This is a genomic window from Cupriavidus basilensis OR16 (assembly GCF_000243095.1).
In the GTDB taxonomy this organism is placed as follows: Bacteria; Pseudomonadota; Gammaproteobacteria; order Burkholderiales; family Burkholderiaceae; genus Cupriavidus; species Cupriavidus basilensis_D.
The window spans coordinates 1-16091 of the sequence record NZ_AHJE01000137.1; the positions used below are offsets into that span (position 1 = coordinate 1).

A 16091-nucleotide genomic window follows, 5' to 3' on the forward strand; every position below is an offset into this window, starting at 1 on the left:
ATCATCCGCTGGCGCAGGCGGACGTTGGCATGGCTGGCGTGGCGATCGATTCCGTCGAAGACATGAAGCGCTTGTTCGATGGCATCGCGCTGGACCGCGTCTCCGTGTCCATGACCATGAGCGGCGCCGTGCTGCCGGTGCTGGCCGCGTTCCTGGTGACGGCCGAGGAAGCCGGCGTCCCGCTCGGGCAACTCAGCGGCACGATCCAGAACGATATCCTCAAGGAGTACATGGTCCGCAACACCTGGATCTTCGCGCCCGGCCCTTCCATGCGGATCTGCGCGGATGTGGTGGCTTACCTGGGGCAGCACGTGCCGCGGTTCAACGGCATGTCGATCTCCGGCTATCACTTCCAGGAGGCCGGGGCGGACCCGGTGCTGGAGCTGGCGCTGACACTGGCCAACGGGCAGGAGTACGTCAGGCAGATCCGCGCGCGCGGGCTGGATGTGAGCGATTTCTGCGCCCGGCTGAGTTTCTTCTTTGGCGTGGGCAAGGATTTCTTCGCCGAGATCGCCAAGCTGCGCGCTGCCCGCTTGTTGTGGTGCGAGATCGTTCGCGCGCTCGGCGGCACGACGGATCGCGCCACCACGCTGCGCATGCACTGCCAGACTTCGGGCTGGTCGCTGACGGCCAGGCAGCCGGACAACAATATCGTTCGCACTACCGTGGAAGCCATGGCTGCCGTGTTCGGCGGCACGCAATCGCTGCATACCAACGCCTACGATGAAGCGCTGGCGCTGCCCAGCGCCGATTCAGCCAGGCTGGCGCGGGATACCCAGTTGATCTTGCAGCACGAGATGGGCCTGTGCGATGTAGCCGACCCATGGGCCGGCTCCTACATGATGGAAGCGCTGACAGCGGACATGGCGGACAAGGTGCGCTCGGTGATGGCCGAGATCGCGGCTGCCGGCGGCGTGCTGGAAGCGATCCGTTCGGGCTGGGTGCATGAGCGCATTCATCGCGCCGCCGTGGCCACGCAGGCCGATATCGACGAGGGCCGGCGCGTCATCGTCGGCGTCAACCTTTTCGCAGCGGCGGCGGCCGGCGAGGCGCCATCCTGCCGGGAGATCGATGGGCGGCAGGTCCGGGCACAGCAGGGCGCTCGCCTGGCCAGCCTGCGGACGAGCCGCGATCACGCCGCGATGACACAGGCGCTGCGCGCGCTGACGGACGCGGCGCGCAGCGGCGACGACAACCTGCTGGCCTTGACCATGGCCGCGATCCGCTGCCGCGCGACCATTGGCGAGTGCACGCAGGCGTTGGAGCTGGCGTGGCCGCGTCATGCGATGGCGCCACGCTACGCCCGCCAGGCCTACGGCGTGGCCGTGCACGACAGCCCGGCCTGGCAGGCGGCCCGCGCGCAGGTCCACGCGCTGGCGGCGTGCCTTGGCAGGCCCCCGCGCATCCTCATCGCCAAGCTGGGGCAGGACGGGCATGACCGTGGCGCCAAGGCCGTGGCCGCGGCGCTCTCCGATGCCGGGTTCGCGGTCACGCTGGGGCCGCTGTTCCAGTCGCCGGAAGACGCCGTGGCGATGGCCGTGCACGGGCAGGTTGACGCGGTGGGTGCATCATCCCTGGCGGGCGCTCACCTGGAGCTGCTGCCTCGCCTTATCGATGGCCTGCGCGCTGGCCGGCTGGAAGCGTTGGTCTTCGCGGGCGGCGTGATTCCGGCCAGCCACGCGCGGCGGCTGCGCGGCCAGGGGGTGAGCGCGATCTTCGGGCCAGGCGCGCCCATGGCGGCCATCGTCACAGAGATCGCGGGCGCGCTGATGAGGCATGCTGGCAAGGCCTGCCTGTCGGATGCCCTGCTGGAAAGTGCCGATTAGCGAGCGCGCTGCGCCAGGGCCGGGCCGGTTGTACCTGCCTTGTCGGTTTTGCCCGTCTTGCCCGCTTGCGGCACTGCCGCGAACCCCTTCAATTCGTCGGGATACATTGCCCATGGCCGGCGCCTGGGCTATCGTTCGTCTTGGCTCGGCGGGCTGCGCAAACGCGCGCTGCCGGGCTGCCTCCACAAAAGGAAGAGGAGAGACCGTTTCGTCCTCCCGCACTAACTACCGCACTACCGCGCGTAACCGCGCACAATTCCGGCTCGGTGATGGGTGCCTCCAGATTGCCCCGTACCGGGCCATCCTTGACGCAGTTTGTTTGGAGAGTGTCTTCCATGCCCGCATTCCGTTCCGAAACCGATTCGATGGGCGCCATCGATGTGCCCGCAGATCGCTACTGGGGCGCGCAGACGCAGCGTTCCATCATTAATTTCCCGATCGGTGTGAGCCGCTTTCGCTGGCAGCGGCCGGTGATCCGCGCGCTGGGCATCCTCAAGCGCGCGGCGGCCGAGGCCAATGCGGAGCTTGGTGAATTGCCGCCCGACATCGGCCGGCTGATCGTGCAGGCGGCCGACGAGGTCATTTCCGGCAAGCTCGACGACCACTTCCCGCTGGTGGTGTTCCAGACCGGGTCCGGCACGCAATCGAACATGAACGCCAACGAGGTGATCTCCAACCGGGCCATCGAGATGGCTGGCGGGGAGCTCGGCAGCAAGAAGCCGGTGCATTCGAACGATCACGTGAACCGCGGCCAAAGCTCCAACGACACGTTCCCCACCGCCATGCACATCGCCGTGGTCGAGCAGATCCACACCAAGCTGCTGCCGGCGGTGGGCGCCCTGCGCGATACCCTGGCCGCCAAGGCGCAGGCGTACCAGGGCATCGTCAAGACGGGCCGCACCCACCTGCAGGACGCTACGCCGATCACGCTGGGGCAGGAAATCAGCGCCTGGGTGGCGCAGATCGATTTTGGCCTGAATGCCGTCAAGACGGCGCAGCCGGGCCTGCTGGAGCTGGCAATCGGTGGCACGGCGGTCGGCACCGGGCTCAACGCGCATCCGCAGTTCGGCGCGCGCGCGGCGGCTTATATCTCCACGCTGACCGGCCATCCGTTTGTCGATGCGCCGAACAAGTTCTTCGCGCTCTCCGCGCACGATGCGCTGGTGCAAACCTCTGCCGCGCTGCGTACGCTCTCCGGCGGCCTGATGAAGATGGCCAACGACGTGCGCTGGCTGGCCTCCGGCCCGCGCTGCGGCATCGGCGAGCTCAACATCCCCGAGAACGAGCCGGGCTCGTCGATCATGCCGGGCAAGGTCAACCCGACTCAGTGCGAAGCCATGACCATGGTGTGCGCGCAGGTGTTCGGCAACGACGCCACGGTGGCCTTTGCCGGCAGCCAGGGCAATTTCCAGCTCAACGTGTACAAGCCGGTGATGGTCCACAACGTGCTGGAAAGCATCGAGCTGATTGCCGACGCCTGCCTGGCCTTCAACGACCATTGCGCGCTCGGCATCGAGCCGAACCTGCCGAAGATCGCGGAGAACCTCGACAAGAACCTGATGCTGGTGACCGCGCTGAACCGCCATATCGGCTACGACAAGGCGGCCGCCATTGCCAAGAAGGCGCACAAGGAAGGGCTGACGCTGAAGGCCGCTGCGCTGGCGCTGGGTTATCTCACCGAGGACGAGTATGCGCGCTGGATCGTGCCGATCGAGATGACGCATCCGAACAAGGACTAAGCGCGCGGCATAGGGCTTAGGGCTTAAAGGCTGACGGCCTGAGCCGCAACACCTAAGGTCTAGCTCCCGGCGCGCACCGTGCCGCGCCGGAGCTGGAACACCACCGGCGGCAGGGAAACGGCAATGATGGCCACGGTCAGGCAGCGCATGCCAACGGTGGCACCTTACTGCTTGCCACTCACCTGGTCGATCGTCCTGATCAGGTTCGCCAGCGATGTCTTGCAATCCGCGGCACTCGGCGTGCCGGCCCTGAGCGCCTCCAGCGCGCGGTCGATCGCCTTGTCGACCAGGTGCCAGTCGGCTGCCGCGCGCGGCTTCAAGCCGGCTTCGGCGGCGTCCCAGGAAACCTCCAGGTCCTTGATGCGCTTCTTGGCGCTGGCAAGGTCGCCCTTGTCGACGATCGATGCCGTATCCGCCGCGATCGCGCGGAACGCGCTCAAGTCTCCCAGCTTTGACGCGGTTGCGGCTTGCGCGACATTGAACAGGCTCGCGGAAGAGAACGCGGCATGGCCCGGGAGGAAGGCGGCGAGAGCCAACAGTCCAATGGCGAAGGGGCGGGTGATGCGGATTCTGCTCATGATGGTTTCCTGCTGCACAAAGAGGGTTGAAGCGGTGAAGGGGGCAACGGCGGTGCCATTCATGGCGCCGTTGCCGTTCCCACAGCCTGGTTTGCATTGTGTTGCGCAAGCGCGACCAGCGCGACGATGACGGCCAGGAAGATGGCGCTGGTCAGCGCCGCCCCGAAGCCAAGGCCGCCATAGGTCTGCGCCTGGGACAACAGATCGCCCAGCGAGGCGCCCAGCGGACGCGTCAGGATGTAGGCGATCCAGAAGGCGAGAACGGCGTTGGCGCCGAGGTAGAACGCGGCCACGGTGAGGACGATGAGGCCACCGAACACCAGGGTGCCCAGCTGGAATCCCAGGCCCAGGGCTTCGGTGGCCAGGTCGCCCGCGGCGGTGCCGAGGGCAAAGGTGCAGAGAATCGCGGCCCAGTAGAAGAACTCGCGGCGGCGCGAGCAGATGGTCTGGATGGAGAGCGTGCCTTCGCGCCGGAACCAGAGCGCGAATATTCCCGCCAGCATGACGGCGAAGACGGCCGTGCTGAGATACAGGCTCACGCCCAGGCCATCGGTGAGCGCATCGGTGATTTGCGTGCCGACGACGCTGACCAGCACCACGGTCAGCCAGTACATCCAGGGAACGTAGCGATGCATCCGGACCTGCGCCAATAGCGCAAGGGCCAGCAACGCGCCCATGGCGCAGCCGGTGACGGCCTGGCCCAGCCCCGCGTTGACCGCGAGAAAATCGGCGCCTGTCTCGCCGACCGTGGTCGACAGGATCTTGATGATCCAGAAGCCCACGGTGACTTCGGGCACCTTGTTGAGCCAGGCTGGCGTCGGCTGGGGGGACAGCGTGTTCATGGCGTGCTCCAGGTGTGCTGTGCGCTGGGGGGCGGTCGGTTTTGCCCTGTTGGTTATTGGGGGGCTGGCGTGGATCGGTCGCTCTACGCAGTCCGTGGCGCAAGGTTATTTCACCGTGGCTTAAGGCGGCATTAAGGCGGCATTAAGACTGCATGGAAAGCAGGCGCTGAACCGCCATAGCGGCTACGACAAGGCGGCGTTTGCCAAGCAGGCGCACAAGGGGGGGGCCGGCGCTGAAGGCCGCGGCGCTAGCGCTGGGTTATCTCACCGAGGACGAACAGGAATAGGCGCGCTGGATCGCGCCCCTCGAGATGAGGCATCCGAACAAGGATTGAGCGCGGCGGGGGGCGCTCATTGGCTCATTGGCTCATTGCCCCGTGAAGACCGTCAGCACCCCGGTGTAGCCGTAAAGGCTGTCTCGTGCGATCTCGCCGCCAGCGAAGAATCCCGCCAGCGGCAGGTCGCCCAGCGCATTGCGCACCATCTGCAACTCCGCGTGCGGCGCCCCGAAGTGGGGCCCGCCCCGTCCGGAACAACTGATGTACAGCGCGCCCAGCGCGCGGCCGCTGTGGCCGCTCTCAAGCTCAGACCGGATCTCTGTGGCAACGCGCATCAGGTCCGCCCGCGCGGCGGCGGGGTTGCGCGTGCAGAAGGCCAGGCGCATGCCGTCCTCCACAACATCCGCCAGTGCCAGTACGCCATGCTGCGCGTCTACGCCAAGCACATGGCGCACCAGCGTCTCCGTGCCGAACCTGCCTGGCACGCTGAGCGCGTCATCGTCGCCCTTGCTCAGGCCCACCAGCGTGGCGGACAGCACGCTTGCCAAGGTATCTTCCGGCACATCGCGCCCGAGCCCCAGGTCTTGCAGGACGCAGTCGAGGGCCGGCTCGCCATCAAGCTCGAACAGCAGGTTATGCGCGGCGCGGGTGACGGTGCGCATCGGCCCGATCGGCTTGCAGCCCTGCGTCACCCGCGAGATCAGGCCGATTTCGGGGCCGAACAACACACCCGACAGCCCGCCGGAGAACACCCCGTTGGCCATGTGCAGGGTGCGGTTGCGCGCCGACGACAAGCCCCCGAACAGGTAGCCGGTGGCAGTGCGCGCGCTGAGTTCTTGCAGCAGATCCTGGACATCCGGCGTGCTGCCCTCGGCATGGACCAGCGCGGTATGGGGGGTGAAGCCGGAAGTGGCCGACGGCAGTGGCTGCAGCCCTGAGAACAGCCGGAACGATGTTGGTGGCAAGGCAGCCGCCATCAGCACCATGGCCGGCTCGTCAAAGTACTCGATGCCGCTGGCGCACACGCCCACGCCGGCCGTGCCCACCCAGGCCACAAGCGGCCAGTATGCCTGCAGCGCGGCGAGGATGGCCTCCGCGTCCGGCGCATAGTAGTCGTTTAGGTAGCACCAGCCGAGCGTAAGCGGGGCGGCTCCGCCCGGCGCTGACTGGCGCGCCGCAAGCTGCGCGTCAAGTTGCTGCTGGCACTCGGCCAGGGCCAGTTGCCAGTCGCCATGGGCTGCGTGAGCGTGGACAAAAGAAGTGTCAGGCATGGTCGATCCGCATTCCAGGCAATAAAGTTATTGGACCGCCGCCGGCAGGGTGTGTTCAGGCCAGCAGGGGTGGGCAGGGATTGCAGTTGCCTCGTGCACTGTAAGCGTCCGCTTTCCCGGCAGAAAGCTCGCCTGGTAAAAACCCTTAGCAAATCGAGCTTGCTAGGGCCGGAATACGAGGCCTAGAATATCTCATATCGCGAATATAAATTCGCAATCCGAATAAATAGAAGGACGCCTCAGGGCGCTGGGCAGGAAAACGAGGTGCCGTTGGCTGGCACCTTTTTTCAGACCTGTATTGCGAATAAAAATTCGCAATCCGAATTTTGTGGTCTTTGCTAGTTCGGCGGCAGCGCCGATGTGTATCCACCAAACCAAACCAAAGCGAGGGCTTTCCTCTGTCTGTTCATCAAACTAAAATTCGGAATCCGAACTCGATTCCGGGTTTGCATCAAGAACGAAGAACTGACAGTGGAGATTGACATGGCTACCGAGAACTCCGTCCCGAACGCATCGAAGGCGAGCAGCGCGGGCGACGCATCCAAGAACACGGTGCAGTCGCTGGCCAAGGGCTTCCGCATTCTCGAAGCGTTCACGGCGCAGGAGCCCGAGCTCACCATGGCGGAAGTCGCGCGTCGCTCCGGGCTGGACAATGCCACGGCCTTTCGCTTTCTCAACACGCTGGTGGATATCGGCTACGTGCAGCGCGTGCCGGACACGCGGCTGTTCCGGCTCTCGCTCAAGGTGCTGGACCTGGGCTTTGACGCCATCGCCCATGCCGACCTGCGCACGCGGGCAAGGCCGATCCTGCGCGCGCTGGTGGGGGAGATCAATGAAGCCGCTTCCATCGGCGTGCTGGATGGCCCGGACGTACTTTATGCGGAACGGATCCAGGCCGGGCTGACGCGGCTTGGCGTGGATATCCGCATCGGCAGCCGGGTGCCGGCTTATTCCACGGCCGTCGGTTACGCCATCCTGGCCTGGCTGCCGCAGGACATGCAGGCCCGCGTGCTGGACGCCCAGCCCCGGCAGAAGCTGACCGACCACACGCTCACCGAGCTCGACACCATCCTCGAGCGGCTCAAGACCGTGCGGGCCAAGGGCTACGCGTTGTCGAACCAGGAAACGGTGTCCGGCCTCTATGTGGTGGCCGCGCCGGTGCTGGATGTAGACGGCGTGCCGGTTGCCGGCCTGAGCGTGGCGGCGCCGGCCATGAATACCTCGCTTGAAGATTTCGAATCGACCACGGCCCCGGCGGTAGTGCATGCCGCTACCGAACTGGCCCGTGCGCTGCAACCCTCCGGCGGTTTCATTCCGCCTGTCCTGACACCCACCCGAACGCGCAAATAGCGCAAGCCACACCAGGAGACGAACGTGCCTGATATCAATTTCCACGGCATCATTCCCGCCATCGCGGTCCCTTTCAACGCGGACTACAGCATCAACGAGCCGGAGCTGCGCCGCTTTGCCAAGTGGCTGGGCGGCCAGGCGGGCGTGACCGCGTTGATGACCAATGGCCATACCGGTGAAGTCTTCTCGCTGACGCCGCGCGAGCGCGCCGAGGTGACCCGCATCACCGCCGACGCCACCCAGGGCATCTGCCCGGTGATCTCGTCGGTGGTCTGCGAAGGCATCAACGACGCCGTGGAACAAGCTGGCTGGGCCAAGGAAGCTGGCGCCGCCGGGCTCGATATCATGCCGCCGCATCACTGGCTGCGCTTCGGCTTCAAGCCGGAACATTGCCTCGACTACTTCAACGCCATCGGCAAGGCCAGCGGGCTGCCCCTGGTGGTGCATATCTACCCGGCCTGGACCCGCGGCTCCTACTCGTCGGAGCTGCTCGCGGAACTGGCGAAGCTGCCGTATGTGAAGGCCTTCAAGATGGGCGAGCGCGAGATGAACAAATACGCGCGCGACATCAAGGAGATTCGCGCGGCCGATCCCACCAAGGTGCTGATGACCTGCCACGACGAATACCTGCTGTCGTCGATGGTGCAGGGCATCGACGGCGCGCTGGTCGGCTTTGCCTCGCTGATTCCCGGCCTGATCAACGACCTGCTCAAGGCGGTCAAGGCCGGCGACCTGCACGAAGCCATGCGCGTGCAGGCCCTGATCAACCCGCTCAAGGATGCGGTGTACGGCGCCGGCGAGCCCACGGGCGAAGCGCATGGCCGCATGAAGGCCGCCATGGCGCTGGCCGGCATCCTGCGCGATGGCACGGTGCGCCCGCCGACCCACGCGCCGTCGCCCGCCGAGTTGGCCGCGATCAAGGCCGCGCTGGAACACGCCGGCGTGACACAAAGGGCGGCTGCCTGAGCCTGAACCCGGGCCTGAACCCGGGACTGAACCGGTCCGCCATCCCGCCCCGCGGCGAGCGCGCAGGGGCCGGGCCGCCGGCAATGCAATCCAAAGAGGCTGAGATGAGCCAATCCATGCAGGACGACGCCACGCCCGTGGCGCGGACCAGGCACGCCCTGGTCACCGGCGCCAGCTCCGGAATCGGCGCGGCCATTGCCCGGCGGCTACTGTCGGCGGGCTGGAACGTGACCGGGCTCGACCGCTCGCCGGCACCCGGCGCGGCGGGCTTCAGCGCGATCGAGGTCGACCTGACCGATGCCGCGAAGCTCGCCGCCGCCGTGGCCGCCTTGCCCCGCGTCGATGCCATCGTCCATGCCGCGGGATTCATGCGCACGGCGGTGCTCGGCGACCTGAAGCCCGAGGACGGCGAGGGCATGTGGCGCATCCATGTGCAAGCCGCCGCCGTGCTGGCCAACGCGTTGATGCCGGGGCTGCCCGATGGCGCGCGCATTGTGCTGATCGGCAGCCGCACGGCGGCCGGCGCGCCGGGGCGCAGCCAGTACGCCGCGACCAAGGCGGCGGTGGTGGGCATGGCGCGCTCCTGGGCCGCGGAGCTGGCGCCGCGCGGCATCACCGTCAATGTGGTGGCGCCGGGCGCCACCGAGACCCCGATGCTGAACGACCCGGGCCGCGAGGGCACGCCGCCGCGCACGCCGCCCATCGGGCGTTTTATCCGGCCCGATGAAGTAGCCGGGATGGTGAGCTTCCTGCTGGGCCCGGATGCCGGCGCCATCACCGGGCAGCAGATCCTGATTTGCGGCGGCGCTTCGCTGTAGCGCCGCCAGCCGACGTCTCGAACCACCTGACTAGCTGATTGGCTGATTGGCCGATTAGCCGATTAGCCGATTGACTGATTACCGAAAGACACTGGAGACAAGCAATGTCCGTCCGCATCATTGACGTCCGCGAGGTGACGAAGCCGATTTCGTCGCCAATCCGCAATGCCTATATCGATTTCTCGAAGATGACGAGCAGCCTCGTCGCCGTGGTGACCGACGCCTTTCGCGACGGCAAGCGCGTGATCGGCTACGGCTTCAACTCCAACGGCCGCTACGGCCAGGGCGGCCTGATCCGCGAGCGCTTTGCCCCGCGTATCCTGGCGGCCGATCCGGAATCGCTGCTGGACGACGCCGGCACCAACCTCGACCCCAATCGCGTGTGGGCCGCCACCATGTCCAATGAAAAGCCGGGCGGCCATGGCGAGCGCTCGGTAGCGGTCGGCACCATCGACATGGCGGTGTGGGACGCGGTGGCCAAGATCGCCGGCGTGCCGCTGTTCCAGTTGCTGGCCGAGCGCCACGGCGTGAACGCCAACCCGCGCGTGTTCGTCTACGCCGCTGGCGGTTACTACTATCCGGGCAAGGATCTGCGCGCGCTGCGCGCCGAGATGCGCTCCTACCTGAACCGCGGCTACAACGTGGTCAAGATGAAGATCGGCGGGGCCAGCCTGGAAGAAGACAGCGCGCGCATCGAGGCCGTGCTGCAGGAAATCGGCCCCGACGCGCAGCTCGCCGTGGACGCCAACGGCCGCTTCGACCTGGACACCGCCATCGCCTACGCCAAGATGCTGCGCGACTATCCGCTGTTCTGGTACGAGGAAGCCGGCGACCCGCTGGACTACCACCTGCAGGCCACGCTGGCCGAGTACTACCCCGGCGCCATGGCCACCGGCGAAAACCTGTTCAGCCACCAGGACGCCCGCAACCTGATCCGCTACGGCGCCATGCGCTCCGACCGCGACTACCTGCAGTTCGACTGCGCGCTGTCCTACGGGCTGGTGGAGTACGAGCGCACGCTGGAAGTGCTGAAGACCTTTGGCTGGTCGCCAAGCCGCTGCATCCCGCACGGCGGCCATCAGATGTCGCTCAATATCGCCGCCGGCCTCGGCCTTGGCGGCAACGAGAGCTACCCCGACCTGTTCCAGCCTTATGGCGGCTTCCCCGATGGCGTGAAGGTGATCGGCGGGCATATCACCATGCCGGAGCTGCCGGGCATCGGGTTTGAGGGCAAGGCGGATCTGTATGCGGAGATGTCGGCGCTGGCGCAGCCTTGAGAACGGAAAAGAAACAAGAGCGCGAAACAAGAGCGCCCCATAGGGCGCGCACCTGCAGTCGAGACCGAGACAGGAGACAAACCATGCTGTTCCACCGGATTTTCCGCAGTGCCGCCGCCGCGTTGCTGGCATGCGCCGCCGCCAGCGCCTTCGCGCAGGGTTACCCCAGCAAAGCCGTGCGCGTCGTCATTCCGTTCCCGCCGGGCGGCCCCACCGACACCGTCGGCCGCATGCTGGCGCAAAAGCTCTCCGAGCAAACCGGCCAGAGCTTCATCGTCGACAACCGGCCCGGCGGCCAGGGCATCATCGGCGCCGACGCGGTGGCCAAGGGCGCGGCGGACGGCTACACGCTGCTGTTCAGCGCCTCGACCTTCACCACCACGCCCATGACCCTGAAATCGTCGCCTTACGACGTGACCCGGGATTTCGTGCCGATCGCGCTGGTCGGCAAGGGGCCGCTGGCCGTCAGCGTCAACCGCAACCTGCCCATCAAGAACATCAAGGACCTGATCGCCTATGCGCAGGCGCATCCGGGCAAGATGTCGTTCGCGATCGGCTCGCAGGCCTCTGCCGGCCATTTGTCCACGGAGCTGCTCAAGCGGGCGGGCCACATCGATTACCTGGTGGTGCCGTACAAAGGGTCCGCGCCCGCTTACCAGGACCTGATCGGCGGCGCCATCGATGGCTTCATCGATCCGGTGCTCGGCGCCGTGCCCTATCACAAGAGCGGCATGGTGCGCGTGGTCGCGGTGACCTCCAAGGAGCGGCTGCCCTCCATGCCGGACGTGCCCACCGTTGGCGAGACGGTGCCGGGCTATGAGTTCTATTCGTGGTACGGGCTGTGGGGTCCGTCGAAGCTGCCCGCCGAGGTGACCAAGCGGCTTAACGCCGAGGTCAACAAGGCGCTGGCTTCCGACCTGCGGGGCAGGCTGGCCGAGCAGGGCTACCTGCTCTCGCCCGGCACGCCGGAAGACTTCGCCCGCTTCGAAAAGGAGGACATGGCCCGCTCGGCCAAGATCGTGGCGCAAGCGAAGATCCGCGCGGAGTGATGCACGCCGCAAGGCGCTCGCAGCCGTTACGTTGGCGGCCCGCCTTGCGTTCGCCCGCCGCGGTGACCGGGCCTAGGCCGGCAGCGCCAGGTCTGCGATCACGGCGGCCAGGAAGCGCGCGGCCTCGCCGCCCGTGACCACCCGGTGATCGAAGGTCAGGCTGAGCGGCAGGATCCGGTGAACGGCGGGCATGCCGCCGGCCGCCACCACCGCATCGTGGATACGGCCGGCGCCAAGAATGGCGACGGTTGGCGGTACCACGATCGGCGCCGCGTACTTGCCGGCGATCATGCCGAAGTTGGACAACGTGATGGTGTTGCCGCGCATCTCCTCGGGGGCGATCGTTCGTGCACGCACATCCGCGCGCATGCGGTCCAGGCCGCGCCGCAGGTCGGCCGCGTCGCGCTTGCCGGTATCCCGCAGCACCGGCACGAACAGGCCTTCGGGCAGGTCGACCGCGATCCCCACGTCGATCCGCGCCGGCACATGGCGGCGCCCGGTCTGGCTTTCATACCAGGCGTTGAGGCCGGGCTCGGCGCGGCATCCGGCAACCAGTGCGCGCACCAGCCGGATCGTGATGTCGGTGCCGGGCGCCCAGGCTTGGATATCGGCGTCGTCGATCACGGTCGCCGCGGCGACCTCGCTCTGAGCGCGCGCCATGTTCCGCGCCATGGCGCGCCGCACGCCGCGCAGGACTTCCGGCGGCCCCAGGTCCGCCAGCGTCGCGGCCACGCGCCGCACGTCGGCGGCGGTGATGACGCCATCCGCGCCAGACGGCGTGACCATCGCCAGGTCCACGTCGAGCTGCCGCGCGAGCGCGCGCACGGCCGGCACGGCGCGCACCGCGCCACCACCACGGGACAGGGCGGCGGGCGCCTCCGCGACCACGTGCGTGCCGACCTTGACATCGCCCACCACCGCGCCCGCGTCCTCTTGCCCGCCGGCGCCTTCGAAGCCCGCCAGCGGTGCGCCAAGATGCACGATCTCGCCCGGCTGGGCAAACAGCTTGGCGACTTGCCCGGCGTAGGGCGACGGTATCTCAACGATGGCCTTGGCGGTCTCCACCGAAACCAGCGGCTGGTCGGCCGCCACCGTGTCGCCGGGCTTGACGTGCCATTCGGTGATTTCGGCTTCCTGCAGGCCTTCGCCCAGGTCGGGCAATTTGAAGATCTTCATCAAAGCTCCCAGGAAAAACGTCAGGCGGCCATGGCCTTGCGCGCCGCGTCGGCAATCCGCGCCACGCTGGGCAGGTACTCGTACTCAAGCCTGGCCATTGGCACCACGGTGTCGTAGCCGGTGACGCGCTGCACCGGAGCCGCCAGCGAATACAGCCCCGCATCGGCGAGGTTCGCCGCGATCTCGGCCCCGAAGCCGGCGCTGCGAGGCGCCTCGTGGACGATGACGCAGCGCCCCGTCCTGCTGACCGATTCCAGTATGGTTTCCATGTCGAGCGGCTTGAGCGTGGCGACGTCGATGACGGCGGCGGCGATGCCTTCGTCCAGCAGCAGGTCAGCCGCGGCCTGCGTCTCTTGCAGCATCGCCCCCCAGCTCACCAGCGTGATGTCGTCGCCGTCGCGCAGGGTGAAGCAGGTATCGAGGGGCAGCGCCTCGCCGTTGTCCGGCACTTCCTGGCGGAACAGGCGGTAGAGCCGGGTCGGCTCGAGGAACACCACCGGGTCAGGGTCGTGCATGGCCGCCAGCAGCAGGCCGTAGGCGCGCGCCGGGGAGGACGGGATCACCACCCGGATGCCGGGGATATGGGCAAACATTGCCTCGGGGCTTTCGGAGTGATGCTCCGGCGCATGGATGCCGGCGCCAAAGGGCGAGCGCAGCACCATCGGGCAGCTCAGCCTGCCGCGCGTGCGGTGACGCAGGCGGCCGGCATGATTGATGATGTGGTCGATGGTCGGGTAGATAAAGCCGGTGAACTGGATTTCCACCACGGGCACCAGCCCCATTGCCGCCATGCCGATCGCGGCCCCGGCGATGCCGGACTCGGCCAGCGGCGTATCGATCACGCGCTCGGCGCCAAAGCGGGCCTGCAGCCCGGCCGTGGCACGGAACACGCCGCCATTTACGCCGATGTCCTCGCCGAGCAGCACCACGCGCGGGTCGTGTTCCAGCGCATGGGCCAGCGCCTGGTTGACGGCTTCGACCAGATTGATTTCAGCCATGATCGTGCTCGCTCTGATTGGCCGCGGCGCCCGGGGCAAAGCGCTGCGCGGTTGCCAGTTGCACTGCCAGCGCCTTGGGCAGGCTGGCATGCAGGTAGATAGTTGCGCAGCCTGGCCACCGGTTCCAGCAGCCAGTGCTGCTTGACCTGTTCGCTGTCGCGATAGCGCGAGGCATCGTCCGCAGTGGTGTGGTCGCCAAGCCGGTAGGTGATCGCCTCGATCAGCGTGGCGCCGCCGCCGGTGCGCGCCCGTTCCAGTGCATCGAGCGTGACCTGACGCACCGCAACAACATCGTTGCCATCGACCTGCAGGCCTGGGATACCGGCCGCGATGGCCTTTTGCGCGAGCGTCCGCGCGGCGGTCTGCTGGCTGCGCGGCATGGAGATCGCCCACTGGTTGTTGTTGACGACCAGCACAAGGGGCGCTTGCCAGGCACCCGCCATATTCATGCCCTCGTAGAAATCGCCTTTCGAGGTGCCGCCGTCCCCGAGCAGGCAAACCGCGGCGCGCGGCTCGCGGCGCAGCTTCATCGCGTAGGCGATGCCGGCAGCGTGGCAGACCTGGTTGCCGATGGGCACGCAGTTTGCAAAATCATGCGGCGCCGCAGCGAACGCATTGCCGCGCTCGTCGCCGCCCCAGTACAGCAGGCTCTCGGTCATGGAAACCCCGCGCTGGAACTGCGCGGCGTGATCGCGGTAGGACGGCACCAGCACGTCTTGCGCGCGCATTGCGCTGGCAACGCCGACGCCGACGGCCTCCTGGCCAAGCGCCGAGGCAAACGTGCCGATCTGGCCGGTGCGCTGCAGCGCAATAGCCTTGAGGTCGAACTGGCGTGTGAGCACCATGGCCCGGTAGAGCGGGAGAAGAGCCTCGGGATCGAGCGCAAATGCAGGCAGCGCTTGGGTCGGCTCACCTTGTGGATCGAGAAACTGCGTGTACTCGATGTCGAATGTCGCGACGGTTGCCATGCTATGCCCTTTGTTCTTGTGTTCCAGTCGTTGCACTGGGGGGCTGCCTTCTTTGTGCGCGTGCCGGATCATGGAGCCGCTACGCGCACGCTCCACTTGCACGTCAATGCTTGGGGCCCTTCATCGCCTCGGCTTCCCTGGCCGCCAGGCGCTCCTCACCGGCCTCGATCGGATCCATGGCCTCGTCGACCGAAGCCTCCGCGCGCTCGGCGGCCGAGTTGGCATCGTCCGCGGCGGTGTCGAAGTCGTCGTCCTCATTGCTCGGCGGCTTCAGCATATCCGCGAGCATGCCTGCCAGCTCAGATGTATCCCATGGCTCACTACGCTGCTTTTTCTTCTTGATGTAGTGCCTGACTTCCGCATCCTGTTCCGGCGTCAGGGGAAGACCACGGAAGGTGCGTTGAGGGTCAATGGCGTCCATCATGGCGCTCCGGCGAGTTGTTCCGTTTTCAGTGTAGCCCTATTGCAGAGGTTGGGGCGATTGTGGGGATGACGGCAATGTGGGGTAGCGCCCGGTCGCCGGCGGCAAAACGCGGGCCTCGGGCACTTCGTGCCGGAAGCTCTCATCCATCGCTTGTTCTTTTTTTTTACTCTGAATTGAAGGTTTTCTAATCCTTGCGATAACGATCCGTCAGGTAGTCCTCCGTAATCACTAGCATGGAGGTTGACGCTATGGATATAGGATTAGTACGAAAAATAGCAAATAAAGTATTTGTGGCATAGAAAACCATGACGGATCCGGTTGAACAACTGCGGGCATACGGCACTGCGCTGCTCAAGGAATTGACCGGGCGCCAGGTGTACTTCCTCGAGGTGCCTGCCGCGGCCAGCGCCGCCGCCTGTCGGTGGTGTCATTCGAAGCGGTGGAGCGGATGGGCGAGCCCTATACCGTCACCATCCAACTGACGACCCCTTGCCGCTTGAGCGCGCCAACTATCTCGGCAAGGATGCGACG

At 66.6% G+C, this 16091-nt stretch carries 14 protein-coding genes and 1 pseudogene; 8 read left to right on the forward strand and 7 right to left on the reverse strand.

Going from position 1 to position 16091, the window contains the following annotated elements:
- A partial coding sequence (locus tag OR16_RS35140) for a methylmalonyl-CoA mutase family protein (protein WP_006163685.1) occupies window positions 1-1826 on the forward strand: 1826 nt, incomplete at its 5' end.
- A 335-nt stretch (window positions 1827-2161) separates the two neighbouring features.
- On the forward strand, window positions 2162-3565 hold the full coding sequence (gene fumC, locus OR16_RS35145; protein WP_006163687.1) for a class II fumarate hydratase: 1404 nt from the start codon (window positions 2162-2164) through the stop codon (window positions 3563-3565).
- A gap of 164 nt (window positions 3566-3729) precedes the next feature.
- On the opposite strand, the gene OR16_RS46750 is transcribed toward fumC, so the two are convergent.
- The 3 genes from OR16_RS46750 to OR16_RS35160 all read right to left on the reverse strand — a co-directional run bounded on the left by OR16_RS46750 (window position 3730) and on the right by OR16_RS35160 (window position 6534).
- The gene (locus tag OR16_RS46750; protein ID WP_006163688.1) at window positions 3730-4206 is read right to left on the reverse strand and encodes a hypothetical protein; all 477 of its coding nucleotides are present in this window, start codon (window positions 4204-4206) and stop codon (window positions 3730-3732) included.
- Window positions 4203-4985, reverse strand: coding sequence for a membrane protein (locus tag OR16_RS35155; protein WP_006163690.1), 783 nt, complete (start codon window positions 4983-4985; stop codon window positions 4203-4205). The genes OR16_RS46750 and OR16_RS35155 overlap by 4 nt, the downstream gene beginning before the upstream one ends.
- 367 nt (window positions 4986-5352) lie before the next feature.
- Window positions 5353-6534: an FIST signal transduction protein gene (locus OR16_RS35160; protein WP_006163692.1), complete on the reverse strand. Its 1182-nt coding sequence runs from the start codon at window positions 6532-6534 to the stop codon at window positions 5353-5355.
- Window positions 6535-7017: 483 nt separating this feature from the next.
- Here OR16_RS35160 and OR16_RS35165 point away from each other — a divergent pair, with 483 nt between their 5' ends.
- The 5 genes from OR16_RS35165 to OR16_RS35185 all read left to right on the forward strand — a co-directional run bounded on the left by OR16_RS35165 (window position 7018) and on the right by OR16_RS35185 (window position 11994).
- Complete coding sequence (locus OR16_RS35165) at window positions 7018-7884, forward strand: IclR family transcriptional regulator (RefSeq protein ID WP_006163693.1); 867 nt, start codon at window positions 7018-7020, stop codon at window positions 7882-7884.
- 24 nt (window positions 7885-7908) lie between these two features.
- The gene (locus OR16_RS35170; protein WP_006163694.1) at window positions 7909-8850 is read left to right on the forward strand and encodes a dihydrodipicolinate synthase family protein; all 942 of its coding nucleotides are present in this window, start codon (window positions 7909-7911) and stop codon (window positions 8848-8850) included.
- A gap of 104 nt (window positions 8851-8954) precedes the next feature.
- Window positions 8955-9668, forward strand: a complete 714-nt coding sequence (locus tag OR16_RS35175) for an SDR family NAD(P)-dependent oxidoreductase (protein ID WP_006163696.1) — start codon at window positions 8955-8957, stop codon at window positions 9666-9668.
- Between the two features lie 104 nt (window positions 9669-9772).
- Window positions 9773-10945, forward strand: coding sequence for a mandelate racemase/muconate lactonizing enzyme family protein (locus tag OR16_RS35180; protein ID WP_006163698.1), 1173 nt, complete (start codon window positions 9773-9775; stop codon window positions 10943-10945).
- Between the two features lie 83 nt (window positions 10946-11028).
- On the forward strand, window positions 11029-11994 hold the full coding sequence (locus OR16_RS35185; protein WP_006163699.1) for a Bug family tripartite tricarboxylate transporter substrate binding protein: 966 nt from the start codon (window positions 11029-11031) through the stop codon (window positions 11992-11994).
- A gap of 72 nt (window positions 11995-12066) precedes the next feature.
- On the opposite strand, the gene OR16_RS35190 is transcribed toward OR16_RS35185, so the two are convergent.
- The 4 genes from OR16_RS35190 to OR16_RS35205 form a co-directional block, all read right to left on the reverse strand.
- Entirely contained in the window at window positions 12067-13170 is a 1104-nt protein-coding gene (locus OR16_RS35190; protein WP_006163701.1) for a dihydrolipoamide acetyltransferase family protein, read from the reverse strand.
- Between the two features lie 20 nt (window positions 13171-13190).
- Window positions 13191-14168 (reverse strand): alpha-ketoacid dehydrogenase subunit beta, encoded by a 978-nt coding sequence (locus OR16_RS35195; protein ID WP_006163703.1) that lies wholly within the window; start codon window positions 14166-14168, stop codon window positions 13191-13193.
- Window positions 14069-15136 (reverse strand): pyruvate dehydrogenase (acetyl-transferring) E1 component subunit alpha, encoded by a 1068-nt coding sequence (gene pdhA / locus OR16_RS35200; protein ID WP_006163705.1) that lies wholly within the window; start codon window positions 15134-15136, stop codon window positions 14069-14071. Before pdhA ends, OR16_RS35195 begins: the two co-directional genes overlap by 100 nt.
- Before the next feature lie 103 nt (window positions 15137-15239).
- Window positions 15240-15560 carry a hypothetical protein gene (locus tag OR16_RS35205; RefSeq protein WP_006163707.1) on the reverse strand — a complete coding sequence of 107 codons (321 nt, stop codon included), beginning with the start codon at window positions 15558-15560 and terminating at the stop codon, window positions 15240-15242.
- A gap of 305 nt (window positions 15561-15865) precedes the next feature.
- Here OR16_RS35205 and OR16_RS46755 point away from each other — a divergent pair.
- A pseudogene (locus tag OR16_RS46755) lies at window positions 15866-16091 on the forward strand (hypothetical protein); the annotation flags it as partial.

Bases quoted from the DNA above. Each gene is read 5' to 3' on its own strand.
- pdhA (WP_006163705.1), bottom strand. From the start codon at position 15,136: ATGGCAACCGTCGCGACATTCGACATCGAGTACACGCAGTTTCTCGAT.
- OR16_RS35165 (WP_006163693.1), top strand. From the start codon at position 7,018: ATGGCTACCGAGAACTCCGTCCCGAACGCATCGAAGGCGAGCAGCGCG.
- OR16_RS35205 (WP_006163707.1), bottom strand. From the start codon at position 15,560: ATGATGGACGCCATTGACCCTCAACGCACCTTCCGTGGTCTTCCCCTG.
- OR16_RS35155 (WP_006163690.1), bottom strand. From the start codon at position 4,985: ATGAACACGCTGTCCCCCCAGCCGACGCCAGCCTGGCTCAACAAGGTG.
- fumC (WP_006163687.1), top strand. From the start codon at position 2,162: ATGCCCGCATTCCGTTCCGAAACCGATTCGATGGGCGCCATCGATGTG.
- OR16_RS35160 (WP_006163692.1), bottom strand. From the start codon at position 6,534: ATGCCTGACACTTCTTTTGTCCACGCTCACGCAGCCCATGGCGACTGG.
- OR16_RS46750 (WP_006163688.1), bottom strand. From the start codon at position 4,206: ATGAATGGCACCGCCGTTGCCCCCTTCACCGCTTCAACCCTCTTTGTG.
- OR16_RS35185 (WP_006163699.1), top strand. From the start codon at position 11,029: ATGCTGTTCCACCGGATTTTCCGCAGTGCCGCCGCCGCGTTGCTGGCA.
- OR16_RS35195 (WP_006163703.1), bottom strand. From the start codon at position 14,168: ATGGCTGAAATCAATCTGGTCGAAGCCGTCAACCAGGCGCTGGCCCAT.
- OR16_RS35190 (WP_006163701.1), bottom strand. From the start codon at position 13,170: ATGAAGATCTTCAAATTGCCCGACCTGGGCGAAGGCCTGCAGGAAGCC.
- OR16_RS35180 (WP_006163698.1), top strand. From the start codon at position 9,773: ATGTCCGTCCGCATCATTGACGTCCGCGAGGTGACGAAGCCGATTTCG.
- OR16_RS35175 (WP_006163696.1), top strand. From the start codon at position 8,955: ATGAGCCAATCCATGCAGGACGACGCCACGCCCGTGGCGCGGACCAGG.